Source organism: Agrobacterium sp. 22-223-1 (genome assembly GCF_053522385.1).
In genome coordinates, this window is sequence record NZ_JBNWCN010000005.1 from 157,521 (window position 1) to 170,440 (window position 12,920).

The 12,920-nt window shown below is 59.5% G+C and carries 15 protein-coding genes; 13 read left to right on the forward strand and 2 right to left on the reverse strand.

The annotated features are described in order from the left end of the window. The first annotated feature begins 8 nt into the window (after window positions 1-8). From ACQZ60_RS19990 to ACQZ60_RS20005, 4 genes are all read left to right on the forward strand, one after another. Window positions 9-638: a LysE family translocator gene (locus ACQZ60_RS19990; RefSeq protein ID WP_080853727.1), complete on the forward strand. Its 630-nt coding sequence runs from the start codon at window positions 9-11 to the stop codon at window positions 636-638. Window positions 639-688: 50 nt separating this feature from the next. Further along, window positions 689-1,534, forward strand: coding sequence for a PhzF family phenazine biosynthesis protein (locus ACQZ60_RS19995; RefSeq protein WP_448735968.1), 846 nt, complete (start codon window positions 689-691; stop codon window positions 1,532-1,534). A 28-nt stretch (window positions 1,535-1,562) separates the two neighbouring features. Next, window positions 1,563-2,159, forward strand: a complete 597-nt coding sequence (locus ACQZ60_RS20000) for an NUDIX domain-containing protein (protein ID WP_448735969.1) — start codon at window positions 1,563-1,565, stop codon at window positions 2,157-2,159. 89 nt (window positions 2,160-2,248) lie between these two features. Next, the gene (locus ACQZ60_RS20005; RefSeq protein ID WP_448735970.1) at window positions 2,249-2,800 is read left to right on the forward strand and encodes a DinB family protein; all 552 of its coding nucleotides are present in this window, start codon (window positions 2,249-2,251) and stop codon (window positions 2,798-2,800) included. Between the two features lie 19 nt (window positions 2,801-2,819). Here ACQZ60_RS20005 and ACQZ60_RS20010 read toward each other — a convergent pair whose 3' ends face one another. Continuing rightward, window positions 2,820-3,707, reverse strand: coding sequence for a LysR family transcriptional regulator (locus tag ACQZ60_RS20010; RefSeq protein ID WP_448735971.1), 888 nt, complete (start codon window positions 3,705-3,707; stop codon window positions 2,820-2,822). A 126-nt stretch (window positions 3,708-3,833) separates the two neighbouring features. Between ACQZ60_RS20010 and ACQZ60_RS20015 the strand changes: the two genes are divergently transcribed. Continuing rightward, on the forward strand, window positions 3,834-4,187 hold the full coding sequence (locus ACQZ60_RS20015) for an antibiotic biosynthesis monooxygenase (RefSeq protein WP_003521971.1): 354 nt from the start codon (window positions 3,834-3,836) through the stop codon (window positions 4,185-4,187). Between the two features lie 34 nt (window positions 4,188-4,221). Here ACQZ60_RS20015 and ACQZ60_RS20020 read toward each other — a convergent pair whose 3' ends face one another. After that, on the reverse strand, window positions 4,222-5,142 hold the full coding sequence (locus ACQZ60_RS20020) for a LysR family transcriptional regulator (protein ID WP_448735972.1): 921 nt from the start codon (window positions 5,140-5,142) through the stop codon (window positions 4,222-4,224). A 150-nt stretch (window positions 5,143-5,292) separates the two neighbouring features. Between ACQZ60_RS20020 and ACQZ60_RS20025 the strand changes: the two genes are divergently transcribed. The 8 genes from ACQZ60_RS20025 to ACQZ60_RS20060 all read left to right on the forward strand — a co-directional run bounded on the left by ACQZ60_RS20025 (window position 5,293) and on the right by ACQZ60_RS20060 (window position 12,844). Next, a complete protein-coding gene (locus tag ACQZ60_RS20025) occupies window positions 5,293-5,952 on the forward strand; it encodes a hydrolase (RefSeq protein ID WP_269312848.1) in 660 nt (219 codons plus the stop codon). Between the two features lie 238 nt (window positions 5,953-6,190). Continuing rightward, window positions 6,191-7,099 carry a LysR family transcriptional regulator gene (locus tag ACQZ60_RS20030; protein ID WP_020812348.1) on the forward strand — a complete coding sequence of 303 codons (909 nt, stop codon included), beginning with the start codon at window positions 6,191-6,193 and terminating at the stop codon, window positions 7,097-7,099. A 147-nt stretch (window positions 7,100-7,246) separates the two neighbouring features. After that, a complete protein-coding gene (locus tag ACQZ60_RS20035) occupies window positions 7,247-8,029 on the forward strand; it encodes a carbon-nitrogen hydrolase family protein (RefSeq protein ID WP_448736065.1) in 783 nt (260 codons plus the stop codon). A 15-nt stretch (window positions 8,030-8,044) separates the two neighbouring features. Further along, a complete protein-coding gene (locus tag ACQZ60_RS20040) occupies window positions 8,045-8,710 on the forward strand; it encodes an RraA family protein (protein WP_003521976.1) in 666 nt (221 codons plus the stop codon). 62 nt (window positions 8,711-8,772) lie between these two features. Then, the gene (locus ACQZ60_RS20045; RefSeq protein ID WP_035261025.1) at window positions 8,773-9,813 is read left to right on the forward strand and encodes an ABC transporter substrate-binding protein; all 1,041 of its coding nucleotides are present in this window, start codon (window positions 8,773-8,775) and stop codon (window positions 9,811-9,813) included. Between the two features lie 275 nt (window positions 9,814-10,088). Further along, window positions 10,089-11,162, forward strand: coding sequence for an ABC transporter ATP-binding protein (locus ACQZ60_RS20050; protein WP_020812345.1), 1,074 nt, complete (start codon window positions 10,089-10,091; stop codon window positions 11,160-11,162). Further along, on the forward strand, window positions 11,159-12,037 hold the full coding sequence (locus ACQZ60_RS20055) for an ABC transporter permease (RefSeq protein WP_003521979.1): 879 nt from the start codon (window positions 11,159-11,161) through the stop codon (window positions 12,035-12,037). Before ACQZ60_RS20050 ends, ACQZ60_RS20055 begins: the two co-directional genes overlap by 4 nt. A 12-nt stretch (window positions 12,038-12,049) precedes the next feature. Continuing rightward, window positions 12,050-12,844 (forward strand): ABC transporter permease, encoded by a 795-nt coding sequence (locus ACQZ60_RS20060; RefSeq protein WP_020812344.1) that lies wholly within the window; start codon window positions 12,050-12,052, stop codon window positions 12,842-12,844. Window positions 12,845-12,920: the final 76 nt, after the last annotated feature.

Below are 12,920 nucleotides of genomic sequence, written 5' to 3' on the forward strand. Positions count from 1 at the left end.
AAATCGGAATGATCGCCAGCCAGATCGCCCTCGTCTACGGCACCTATATCGTCGCCACCGCCAGCCCGGGGCCAAGCAACATGGCGATCATGGGCACGGCAATGCGCGATGGCCGTCTGCCCGCCCTCGCTTTGGCTGCCGGTGTCATCACCGGCTCGCTCTTCTGGGCGATCCTTGCTGCGACGGGCATGTCCGCCGTGCTGGCTGCCTATGCCCAGGCGCTTTTCATCATCAAGATATTTGGCGGCGTCTACCTGCTGTATCTGGCCTTTCGAGCGGGCATGTCGGCCCTGAAGCCGGTCTCCGACCTTGTGGGGACGAATACCGGGCGTGCGACGCCGCCCTATCGGGCGCTCTACCGGCAGGGTCTCGTCATGCATATCGGAAACCCGAAGGCGATCATGGCGTGGATAGCGATCATGTCGCTGGGGTTTCGCGAGGACGCGCCGGCGGGCATGTTGCCGGCGATCGTTGGCGGCTGCGCCCTTCTCGGCGTCATCGTATTCGGCAGCTATGCGCTTCTCTTTTCCACCGCCTCGATGATTGCGCTTTACACCAGATTGCGGCGCTGGATCGAATCCGTGCTTTCTGCGGTATTTGCCGTTGCGGGGTTGAAATTGCTTCTCTCGCAGAGCTGACAGCCCCGCCGTCCGCGTTGCCGATCAATCCCAACTGAAAGAGCCATGCCATGAGTCTTGTTATCCATATGATCGACGTGTTCGGCTCCGGGCCGCTTTCCGGCAATCCGCTGGCGGTCGTCATCGGCGCCGATGCTTTGTCGACGGATGAAATGCAGGGATTGACGCGCTGGTTCAACCTTTCCGAAACCACCTTCCTGCTGCAACCCACCCATGCGCAGGCTGATTACCGGGTCAGGATATTCTCGCTGGACAGGGAGTTGCCCTTTGCCGGGCATCCCACACTGGGCAGCTGCCATGCCTGGCTCTGCGCCAACGGCATGCCAAAAAATCAAACCGCCATTGTTCAGGAATGCGGTGCGGGACTGGTCACGATCCAGCGCTCGCATGGGCGACTTTGTTTTGCCGCGCCGCCGCTTATCCGTTCCGGCGCACCGACGCCGGCGGAACTGGAAGAGGTGCGGCAGCTTTTGAGGATCGAGGCTTGCGATATCATCGATGCCGCCTGGATCGATAATGGTCCCGGCTGGCTGGGAATCAGGTTGGCATCGGCCGAAAAGGTGCTTGGCCTCGACCCGGCCCGCAATTGGCCAGGCCGTATCGATATCGGTGTGGTTGGCCCTCATGCGCAAGGCGGCGAGACCGCCTTTGAGGTTCGCGCCTTCTTCAGCGATCATCTGGGCGTCATCGTTGAAGACCCCGTTACCGGAAGCCTCAACGCCTCGCTGGCGCAATGGCTGTTTGCGACGGGCGTGGTTGGCGAAGACTATGTCGCGGCGCAGGGAACGCGCCTTGGCCGCCACGGTCGCATCTACCTGACGCGCGACGATGCCGGCCAGATATGGGTTGGCGGCGAAACGCGCACGCATGTCGAAGGCCGGTTGCAAGGCCTTTGAAAAAACAGACGAAAACGAGGTGAATTTGATGAGTAGCAGTGTTTACCGCCCCATTTCCGAACGCGTATTGGCGGATGATTGGGGACGGCTGACCAAGTATGAGTATGAACTTCAGCTGAGGGACGGAAGCTGGCAACGGCAGACCCGGGAAGCATATGATCGCGGCAACGGGGCGACATGCCTGTTATATAATCCGGCAAGCGACAATGTCCTGCTGACCCGCCAGTTCCGGTTGCCCGTGCTTTTGAATGGCGGTCTGGAATCGCTGATCGAGACACCGGCGGGGCTGCTGGAAGGCGCTGACCCGGCGACGCGAATGCGTGCGGAACTGGTTGAGGAAACCGGTTATGAGGTTTCCGAACTTACGCATCTGTTCGATATCTATATGAGCCCCGGATCGGTCACGGAATATCTCGCCTTTTTCTACGGCGAATATGCCGAGAAACATAAGGTCGGGGCAGGTGGCGGTTCAGCGGACGAGGGCGAAGACATCGACGTGCTGGAAATCGCCTTGCCCGAGGCGATGCGGATGATCGGCCATGGCGATATTCGCGATGCCAAGACGATCATTCTGATCCAGCATCTCGCCATCCGGCTCTTGCAGGAAAAGATCGCGGTACGCTGATCGTCATCCAATGCTTCCAGTCCGGGGCGTCGGCGCCGGATCAACCCGATCATCGTTTTTGAAGTTCAAAAATACGAAGGAGTTTCAGCATGGGTATTGCGCCGCTCAGCCCCGTTCACGCATCCACCGCCTCGGCAACGGACACCCTGAAAATGCTGGTACGCTACAAGGCCTGGGCGAACGGGTTGACCTTCAGAAGCGTGATGGAGCTGCCGGAAGGTGAAGCCCTTCGGCAGAGGCCGACGCGGTTCGGAAACATGGTGCATACGCTGAACCACGTTTATGTGGTGGACGATATTTTCAGGCATCATCTACAAGGAAAGAAACACGGTTACACCGCCCGCAACACTGACCATACGCCCGCAATTGACGAATTATGGGAAGCCGTTCAGGAAATGGACCGCTGGTATGTCGATATGGTCGACACCTGGGCGGACGTAGACCTCGCGACAGCCGTTCATTTCGAATTTGTCGGAGGAGGCGAAGGCGTCATGACCCGCGAGCAGATTGTGCTGCATATCGTCAATCATGGCACCTATCACCGCGGCTTTGTCGGCGACATGATGTATCAGGTGCCTTTTACGCCGCCGTCAAACGATCTTCCCGTCTTCATCAGGGACCATTATCGCGGCGCTTACTGAGCGCTTGCCGTCGGTGCGATCATCGGGCGAAAAGATTGGCGGCCATATAGTCTACAAATGCTCTGACTTTTGGAGAGAGATATCGATTGGTCGGCCAGAGGACGCGGAAGGTCCCTGTGTCGGCCATATAATCGTCCAGCAGCGATACCAGTTTCCCCTGAGCGATTTCGGATGTCACCGCGAATGAGGGCAGGCATGTTATCCCGAATGATCGTTCCGCAAGGTAGATCAGGGGCTCCAGCGTGCTCGCAACGGTGGCGACCGGAATATCGATCCTGATTTCGCGTCCTTCGCGAACCAGCGGCCACGGCTCAAGCTTTCCGGAATTGGCGAACCGATGGTGGAGACAGCGGTGCCGGGCAAGATCTTCCGGAACCTCCGGGCGTCCATGCGTCTTGAGGTAGTCAGGCGCCGCCACGACGCTGTGTCTGAAAGTGCCGAGCTTGCGGCTCATCAGCCGTGTGTCCCTGATCTCGCCCGTTCGGATGACGGCATCGAATCCCTCTTCGATGACATCAACCAGACGATCGGTAAAATCGAGGTCGAGGCTGATTTCGGGATACGCCTCCATGAAGGCGGATATCGTCGGCATCAGAAGCATGCCCGCAAGTGGAAGGCTCACACGAAGTTGCCCGCGCGGAACGGCCTGCGATCTCGACAGTTGCGCCTGCACGGTCTCATATTCGGACTGGATGCGCCGGCATGTGTCGAGGAAGAAACTTCCGTCCTCCGTCAGGGCCATGCTGCGCGTCGAGCGATTGAACAGTCTTACGCCCAGCTCCTCCTCCAGACGCGCAATGGCTTTTCCGACGGCTGATCCTGAGATGCCGAGACGATGCCCGGCGGCCACGAAGCTTCCCGCTTCCGCCACCTGAATGAATATGCCGAGTGTTCCGAGCTTGTCCATGACGCCGCAATTAAGGAATTTTTGTCCGGTATGTTAAGAATAGCAGCTCGTTTATCCGCTATTTTGCTTCCGATATCCAGATGTCGTCGCGGCCGAAATGGCCCGAGCTTCAAATGGAGATAACTCATGGAAACGAAACCTATCGCAGCTTTTGCGGGCTCTCCCGCTCCCACAACCTTCGTTGTCAACGTCATTCATGCGCATCCGGGAAAGCAGGACGAAGCCTTCGCCATTATTCAGGATGTCGTTCACTATGTTGCCGAACGAAAAGAAGGGTTTCTCTGGAGCAGCCTTGCGAAAAGCACCGACGGAGAGACGGTCGTCAATGTCGAGGCCATTCAGGGAACCGGCAATGTCGACGAGTTCTTTTCCGATCCGCAATTCGTCGAAAAATTCCGGAAACTGGACGCCGTCTCCAGGAGCGAGTTTCACACATACACCGTCGGCGATCTGGTTCTCCCGAAGCCCATTGCTGAGTGACGGATAGAGCGCGCTCGGTTTTAAAACGTGCCGGTCAGGTGGCGGCCGGGGGGCTTCCCCCGGCATTGGAGCGGAACGCTGTCGCCGGGCCATGGTCAAAGCACTCGATCAGCATTTCGGTCAGCACCCGGATTTTTCTTGCCGGATGCTGGCCGGGCGGTCTGACGACAAATATTCCCGCCGGCGGCGGCGGATAGCGCTTCATGACGCGGACCAGCTCGCCCGAGTCCAGATGATTCTTGATGAGATCGTCGGGCAACACGGCGATCCCCAAACCGGCAACTGCGGCGACGGCGAGCGCGGCCCCGTTGTCGGCCTTGAAACGTCCCTGTGGGCGAATGCTTGTCACTCTGTCTCCATCCATCACCTGCCAGGTCTCCGTTCCCTGCATGAGCGCCTGATGAGTTAGGAGTTCTTCCGGTGTCTCCGGAGAGCCATTGGCCCTGATATAGTCTGGGCTGGCGACGAAACTTCCGTAGAGGGGGCCGACGCGTCTGGCGACAAGGTTGGAATCCTGAAGGTGGCCGACCCGGATCGCACAATCATACCCTTCTGCGATCAGATCCACGAAACGATCCGTGTAACAGGTCTGGATCTGGAGTTGGGGATAGCGGCACGCCATTTGCGCAATCACCCGTGCGAAATGCGTCGGGCCGAAAGAAAGCGGCGCAGCAATCCGCAGACGCCCGCGGAGCTCGCCAGCCGGAAGAATCGTTTCTCTCGCCACATCGATTTCGGCTGAAATCCTTGCCGCATAGTCCCTGAAGGTTGCGCCCGCTTCTGTCAGGGAAGCGCCGCGTGTGGATCGGGCCAGAAGCTGGACACCAAGTTCGGCTTCAAGCCGCAAGAGCCGCCGGCTGACCATCGACTTGGAGACGCCGAGCCGCAGTGCGGCTGAAGTGACGCCTCCCGCATCTGCAACTTCGACGAATGTCCGGAGATCTTCGATATCCACTCAGCGTTCCTCATTTTGCGACACAGCTCAGCGCTGACAAGGACTACCGCATCATAAACAGGAATGACAAGTTTCGTCCCGCGGCAACGCCCGAAGGGGTGCATGTCTTTGCGCAAGCGCTTCAATAAACCGCCAACATAGGATGAACCCATGACCTTTCGTAACGGCCTCGATTCACTTCTCCGCCCTGAAGATTCCGTCCTCGTTCTGATCGATCATCAGCCCTATCAGCTCGCGAACCTGAACAGCCACGATCCGCAGGCTGTGGTCAACCTCACGACCGCATTGGCGAAGCTGGCAAAAGCCTTCAATGTTCCGACGGTTCTCACCAGCGTGATCGCGGCGCGGGGCGGACTTCTCTTCAAGCAGATTACCGACGTTTTTCCCGGCCAGGAAGTCATCGATCGCACCTGGGTGAACACCTGGCAGGATGAGAATGTGGTGAACGTCGTCAAGGCGACCGGCCGTAAGCAACTGATCATCGCCGGCCTGTGGACCGAGGTTTGCGTCGCAATGCCCGTCATCCAGGCCGCCGGCGAAGGCTGGGACGTGACCGTGATTACCGATGCGTCGGGCGGGATTTCGAAGGAATCTCATGAAGTTGCCATCCAGCGCATGATCGCGGCCGGTGCGAACCCGATGACCGTGATGGCGCTCGCCGGTGAATGGCAGCGCGATTGGGCGCGCACCGAGCATATCGAGGAACTGACCGAAATCCTCATCCAGCACTTCGGCGGCAGCGGCATCGCCTATCTCTGGGAACAGCAGCTTCTCAACACGCCGGTGCCGGCCACAAAGGGCGGTCACTAAGAACCGGGCAGGGATGGCGGGCGTCTGTTGGCTCCCGCCATCCCGTCGCCTCAAGGCTATTCTCCCACCCTGCAAACGCGGCCGGCGCAATCCCTTGAGAAAGGGAGGCGTCGGCTTTGATCGCTTGCCTATGGGCGCGCGCATCGGACATACTGCCCCTTGAACCACAAAGGCCAAGGGCAAGACGAAGCCAGAGACTTGGAGCTGGATCGCGGAGCCATGCGAGAAGATTGAGCCCATGAATACGCGATTCCTCGAAACTTTTCTCTGGGCTGCCCGATTGAGCAGCTTTTCGGCAGCCGCGGAACGTTTGCACACAACGCAAGCATCGGTATCCAACCGGATCGCCGCTTTGGAGCGGGAGCTCGGTGTCGTGCTGTTCACGCGCGATGTGCGCTGCGTCAACCTGACGCCCGCCGGTCGTCTGGCGCTGCAACATGCCGAAAAGATCGTCAACCTCACCGGCGAATTCCGGCAGATCGTTAGTAACCGCGAGGCGCTGAGGGGTACGGTGCGGATAGGTGCCGCCGATACGATCGTCTATGCCTGGCTGCCGCTGCTTATCCGCCGCGTGAACGAGCAATATCCCGGTGTCAGTCTGGATCTGACCATCGATACCAGCCTGAAACTCTCGCAGCGCATTCAGAACGGCGAGGTGGATGTCGGTTTCATCATGGGGCCGATCATGGCTGCGGATATTTATAATTCACCGCTCTGCACCTTCGAATCCTGCTGGGTCGGCGCCGTCGAACTGCCGCTGCCGGAAACCGGTGTCACGCTTGAAGATATCGCGCATTTTCCGCTGCTTACCTTCTCGACCGGCTCGCAGCCGCATCAGGCGTTGCGGGCGCTTCTCGATTCCCATGGACTGTCCGATAGCCGCATCTACAATTCCAATTCGCTGTCGATCATGACGCGCCTTGTGGCCACGGCCGTCGGGGTGGGCGCCTTGCCGCGCGTTTTGGTGGACGGCATCATCAAATCGGGCGAAGCGCGTATTCTCGACATCACGCCGCCGGTGCCGCCTCTTACCTTCCACACGGTTTATCAGGAACGCGGTGACAACGCGCTTGCCCGTGCCATTGCCGACATGGCGACGGAAATCGTCAGTGAAACCACCACGCAATGGATGACGGCCGCAGCTTAAATTTTATGCTGCAACGCAAAATGATTAATCTATAAGCTTACCTTATGGGTTTCGATAGAGTTTTTCCGTTTGTCAGGAAAACAGTTCCCGTTCTTAATTCTCCTCGCAACATGAGAGGAGAGCAACGTGAAAGTCTCACTTGTTCAAATGAATACCCAGAACGACAAGGCAGAAAACCTCAAGGTTGCTGCCGATTTAATTGAGAAGGCAGTCAAGGCGGATAGTCCTGATCTTGTTGTTCTTCCAGAATACTTCGCATTTCTTGGAGATAATCCTCAGGAAATGCATGAGAGCGGGGAAGAATTCCCCGGCGGCGAGATTTACTCGCTGCTTTCGGGTCTGGCCAAAAAGCACGCGATCACGCTGCATGCCGGTTCCATCGTCGAGAAGGAAGGCAACCGCTTCTACAATTCGACGCTCGTTTTCGGCCCGGACGGCAAACAGATCGCCCGTTACCGTAAAATTCACCTGTTCGATGTCGATACGCCGAACGGCATCAGCTACCGCGAATCCGATTCCGTTGCCCGTGGCGAAGAGGTCGTGACCTACAAGGTTGGCGACAGGACGGTCGGCTGCGGCATCTGCTACGACATCCGCTTCCCGGAACTGTTCCGCGCCCTGCGGGACAAGGGTGCAGATGTCATCGTTCTGCCGGCCGCTTTCACGCTGATGACAGGCAAGGACCATTGGGAAGTGCTGGCCCGCGCCCGCGCCGTCGAAACCCAGACCTATTTCCTCGCTGTCGGCCAGATCGGCACCCATGCGGGCGGCAAGAAGGCTTGCTGGGGTCATTCCATGGTCATCGATCCGTGGGGTCACATCGTCGCGCAATGCTCCGACACCGTCGGAACTGCCGGCGCCGCTCTCGACTTCGACTATTCGGCCAAGGTGCGCGCCAACGTGCCGGTGGCGAACCACCACGTTCTCTGATCGGAGAAAGACCCAATGTTTATCGTCAACCCCATGCCGGAACAGATCGGCGCCGACATCATCGAGCTTCTTGAAAAGGTCGAAGTCGCAACGATCGGCCATGTGCTTCATTCCGGTTTCGTCGATCCTGAAATCCGGGCCGTTCTTCCGGGCAAGCGCGTGGCGGGCACCGCCGTCACGCTGCGCATCCCGAATGCGGATTCGACCATGCTTCACTATCTGACGCAACTTGTGCGTCCGGGCGATATCGTTCTCATCGACCGTTGCGGTGATACCCGCCACGCCTGCTGGGGCGGTGTCATCACCAACACCATGAAGATGGCCGGCGTCAAAGCCGGTGTCGTCGATGGCCCGGCGACCGACTTCTCGGAGTTCACCAAGGTCGACATGCCCATGTGGTGCCGCGGCCCGTCGCCGATCACCACCAAGATCCTTGGTCTGGAAGGCGCGATCAACGTTCCGATCAGCGTCGGCGGCCAGATGATCAATCCGGGCGACGCGATCCTGTGCGATGAAAGCGGCGTTGTCGCCCTTCATCCGAGCCAGGCCCGCGCCATGGCGGAACGCGCCATCGGCATGCAGGAAGCCGAGATCGTGCTTCTGGAGCGCCTGCGCAACGGCGAGAAGCTGCCGGATATTTCCGGCGCCAATAAATTCGTCCAGGCCAAGCTGAGCGCCTGACACAATCTTTCGGGTGGCGGATCCGTTCGCCACTCCCAATAACAATAGAGGAGAACAGGACAATGAAGAAATCGATACTTCTGAGTGGGATTCTCATGCTTGGCGCGGCCGCCCTGCCGGCGCACGCCCAGCAGACCGTGACGTTCCTCGGCTATAGCGGCCTTTTCCAGGAGCGTTACACCAAGGCCGTCATCGAGCCTTTCATGGCTGCCAACCCGGATATCAAGGTAGACTATTTCCCGCAGCAGGGTTCTGCCGCCATGCTCGGCTCGCTGCGTGCGCAGAAAGCTGCTCCGCAATCCGATATCGCGCTGATGGACGTCTCCGTCGCCAAGACCGGCACGGACGAAGGCCTGTTCGACAAGGTCGATGAAAGCGTTACCAAGAACGTTGCCGACCTCTATCCGAACGCCCGCTTCGAAGGCGTCGCCGGTGTCGGCGTGACTTTCGACAACCTCGTTCTCATCTACAATACCGATGCAATCAAGACCGCACCGGATAGCTGGAATGCCCTCAAAGACAGCGCCTTAAAGGGCAAGATCGCCATGCTGAGCGCTCCTGACATCGTCGGTATCGGTACGACCATCATCATGGACCACATGAATGGCGGCACCGACTTCATCAAGAATATCGACGCCGGCATCAATGCCATGGCGGAAGTCGCGCCGAACGTCCAGACCTGGGAACCGAAGCCGGAAGTCTATCCGACTGTCGTCAACGGTCAGGTGTCGCTGGGCGTGGGCTGGAATGCCCGCAGCCAGGTGAATGCCGATGGTTCCAAGGGCAAGATGAAGGTCGTTCTTCCGAAGGAAGGCACGATCCTGCAGATCAATACGCTCAATCTCGTCAAGGGCGGCCCGTCGTCCGAGGCGGCCCGCAAGTTCATCGATTACGCGCTGAGCCCGGAAGCCCAGGCCGCCTTCACCGCCGCCATGTATTATGCGCCGACGAACGCCAAGGCCACGGTGGCTCCCGATGTCAGCGATCGCACGGTCGTCAAGGCGATGGACAAGGTTATCCCGGTCGACTGGATCGGCCTCTCGAAGGTTCGTGACCAGATCACGCAGGACTGGCGCCGCAAGGTCATCCCGCTCAGCCGCTAAGGCTTTCGCGTCTCTGTCGTGAAAAATGGCAAGACTTCCGCATCCCCTTCGGGCGGATGCGGAAACGGCATGGGCCCCGGCTCATTTCCTCCGTCGGTGTTGGGATCGATGGAGGGGTGGGGGCCCGAAGGCCTGCATAGGGAAAGCGCCGCGCAGAGTGCAGGTGAATTTCCGCCCCGATTGCATAGATCAAGGGACAGGGCATGTCCGCGACCCGCCGGGATGGGACATGTTCTGGAGAAAGGCAAAAAGCCAGAATGGGAACTTCAGACATCATGCAGCCAGGATTCCTCTCGATTCGTTCATTGACCAAGCGCTACGAAACCATGGTCGCCGTGGATAATCTCAATCTCGAGATTCCCAAGGGCGAACTGGTTGCCTTCCTCGGTCCATCCGGCTGCGGCAAGTCGACATCGCTGCGCATGATTGCCGGCCTTGCGCCCGTGACGTCAGGTTCGATCCTGATCGACGGCAAGGATGTGACGCAGCTTGCGCCCTATAAGCGCGATATCGGCCTCGTTTTTCAGAGCTACGCGCTTTTCCCGCATATGACGGTTCTCAAGAACGTCATGTTCGGTCTTGAAATGCGCAAGGTACCGGCTGCCGAAGCGGAACGGCGTGCACGCGAAGCGATTGCCATGGTGCGGCTGGAAGGGCGCGAGGACCGCCGCCCCGCCCAGCTTTCCGGCGGTCAGCAGCAGCGCGTCGCACTGGCGCGTGCACTCGTCATCCAGCCCTCCATCCTTTTGTTCGATGAACCTCTTTCCAATCTCGACGCCAAGCTGCGCGATGAGATGCGCTCTGAAATCCGCCGCATTCAGAAACAGCTCGGCATCACGTCCATCTTCGTTACGCATGATCAGGTCGAGGCGCTCAGCATGTGCGACAAGGTCGCCGTGCTCAATGGCGGGCGTCTGGAACAGCTTGGCACGCCGCATGATCTTTACGAGCGCCCGGCAACGGCTTTCGTCGCCTCCTTCGTCGGCCGCACAAACAGGCTGGTCGGCAATGCCGTCGGCGATCACATCACGGTCGGGGATGCGGTATTGCGTGCGCCCGGCTCGCACAGTGGCACCATCGACCTTATGGTACGGCCGCACCGCATGGCCATGACGGTTGCCGGTGACGCCGCACCCGATTTCGACGGAGCGCCGGTCAATCGCATCGCCGGTGAGGTTCGCGATGTCTATTATGCAGGCGATATCCTTCACTACGAGATCGCCGCGGGCGGACAGACATTGTCGGTGGAGCGCGCGACTTCCGGCGGGGAAACACCTGTGGCGGCGGGCAGCGCGGTCAGCCTCGTCTGGCGGGTGGAGGACACGCTGGTCTTCGGAGCAGGCCAATGACAGCGGCGGTCATGATCACGGCTCCCGGCAGCCGCACATCCTCCATGGTGTTTCTCGCAACGCTTCTTCTCGGGCCGATCATTGCGGTCAATGGGCTGGCCTTCGTGATGCCCGTCTTCAACCTGCTCCTGCTTTCTTTCCGTGAAAGCCTTGGCGGCGGCGGTCTCGGGGAGGCCCACACGCTCGACAACTGGTCGTCCACCCTGACCGACGGTTTTTATATCGAACTGATCGGCCAGAGCATCCTGACAAGCCTTCTGATCACGGTTCTCACACTCATCGCCTCCTATCCCATCGCGCTTTATCTTCACCGGGCGCAGGGTCGCTGGAAGACGCTGCTGCTGGTGCTCGTCATTTCGCCATTGCTCACCTCGGCCGTGGTGCGCACCTATGGCTGGATCGCGATCCTTGCCGATGACGGCCTCATCAACAACATCCTCTTAGCGCTCGGTGCCGAAAGCGGCGTGCGGCTGCTGTTCAACAAGGTCGGCGTCGTCATCGGGCTAACCGAAATCCTGATGCCCTATATGATTCTGGCGCTGCTGGCGGGTTTCGGCAGGCTCGATCCGCGTGTCGAAGAGGCGGCGGAAACGCTCGGCGCATCGCCGTGGAAGGTATTCTGGCGGATCATCGTGCCGCTCACCATGCCCGGCGTCGCCCTCGGTTGCCTGCTTTCCTTCGTTCTCGCCGTCAGTTCGTTCATCACCCCCAAGCTGCTCGGCGGCGGACGCGTCTTCCTTCTGGCGACGGAAATCTACGATCAGGCCATTGTGACGCTCAACTGGCCGCTTGCGGCGACGCTGTCGATGATCATTCTCGTGATTTTCGGCGCTGCCCTGGTGCTCTATTCCCGGCTTCTGCGGGCCATTCTTTAAAGGAGATCGAAGATGGAAGAACGTCCCGCTCCGCTGGCGCTGAAAATCGTCGCCTTCGTCATGTTCCTTTTCCTGCTGGCGCCCGTCGTTCTCGTCGTGCCGATCTCGTTTTCGGCCGATAGCTACATGACCTTTCCGCCCTCCGGCTGGAGCCTGCGCTGGTATGTCGATCTCATGCACAATTCCAAGATGATGGGAGCGCTCGGCACCAGCACCCTTCTCGCCATCATCGTCACCGTGCTCTCCATGCTGATAGCGCTGCCCGCCTCCTATGCCATCGTGCGCATGCGGGTGATCGGGGCGGATGCGCTTCTCGCCTTCTTCACCGCGCCGCTGCTGCTGCCGACCATCGTTCTCGGCCTCGCGATCCTGATCGTCTTTGCCGGTGCCGGCCTGCTCGGCACCTTCACCGGTCTGGTGATCGCGCATCTCATCATCGTGCTGCCCTATGCGCTGCGTGTTCTCACCACCTCGCTTGCCGGCCTGCCGTTGATCTTCGAGGAGGCCGCTTCCACGCTCGGGGCATCGCCGCTCACGATTTTCCGACGCGTGACCATGCCGATGATCGCGCCGGGTGTCGTGGCGACGGCGGCACTTTCCTTTCTGGTGTCGTTCGATGAAGCGGTAATTTCGCTGTTCCTCACCGGCCCGCGCATCACCACGCTTCCCGTGGCCATGTATCAGCATGTGGAAACGCAGGCGGATCCGCTCGTTGCGGCCATTTCCGTTCTCTTGATCGTGCTCACCCTTGCCGTCGTCCTCATCGTCGACCGCACGGCGGGCCTGACCAAGACTTTCGTGAAATAAAGTCTCGGGGCCGCCCGCTGGCGCTGGCTGCCCCTACTGGCACAGGCGCGAATTTCACTCGCGTTTATGAACGCCG

Excerpts from the sequence above, each read along its gene's own strand:
- ACQZ60_RS20060 (WP_020812344.1), top strand. The coding sequence starts at position 12,050 with ATGGAAGAACGTCCCGCTCCGCTGGCGCTGAAAATCGTCGCCTTCGTC.
- ACQZ60_RS20030 (WP_020812348.1), top strand. The coding sequence starts at position 6,191 with ATGAATACGCGATTCCTCGAAACTTTTCTCTGGGCTGCCCGATTGAGC.
- ACQZ60_RS20040 (WP_003521976.1), top strand. The coding sequence starts at position 8,045 with ATGTTTATCGTCAACCCCATGCCGGAACAGATCGGCGCCGACATCATC.
- ACQZ60_RS20005 (WP_448735970.1), top strand. The coding sequence starts at position 2,249 with ATGGGTATTGCGCCGCTCAGCCCCGTTCACGCATCCACCGCCTCGGCA.
- ACQZ60_RS20015 (WP_003521971.1), top strand. The coding sequence starts at position 3,834 with ATGGAAACGAAACCTATCGCAGCTTTTGCGGGCTCTCCCGCTCCCACA.
- ACQZ60_RS20010 (WP_448735971.1), bottom strand. The coding sequence starts at position 3,707 with ATGGACAAGCTCGGAACACTCGGCATATTCATTCAGGTGGCGGAAGCG.
- ACQZ60_RS20035 (WP_448736065.1), top strand. The coding sequence starts at position 7,247 with ATGAATACCCAGAACGACAAGGCAGAAAACCTCAAGGTTGCTGCCGAT.
- ACQZ60_RS20050 (WP_020812345.1), top strand. The coding sequence starts at position 10,089 with ATGCAGCCAGGATTCCTCTCGATTCGTTCATTGACCAAGCGCTACGAA.
- ACQZ60_RS20055 (WP_003521979.1), top strand. The coding sequence starts at position 11,159 with ATGACAGCGGCGGTCATGATCACGGCTCCCGGCAGCCGCACATCCTCC.
- ACQZ60_RS19990 (WP_080853727.1), top strand. The coding sequence starts at position 9 with ATGATCGCCAGCCAGATCGCCCTCGTCTACGGCACCTATATCGTCGCC.
- ACQZ60_RS19995 (WP_448735968.1), top strand. The coding sequence starts at position 689 with ATGAGTCTTGTTATCCATATGATCGACGTGTTCGGCTCCGGGCCGCTT.
- ACQZ60_RS20000 (WP_448735969.1), top strand. The coding sequence starts at position 1,563 with ATGAGTAGCAGTGTTTACCGCCCCATTTCCGAACGCGTATTGGCGGAT.
- ACQZ60_RS20025 (WP_269312848.1), top strand. The coding sequence starts at position 5,293 with ATGACCTTTCGTAACGGCCTCGATTCACTTCTCCGCCCTGAAGATTCC.
- ACQZ60_RS20045 (WP_035261025.1), top strand. The coding sequence starts at position 8,773 with ATGAAGAAATCGATACTTCTGAGTGGGATTCTCATGCTTGGCGCGGCC.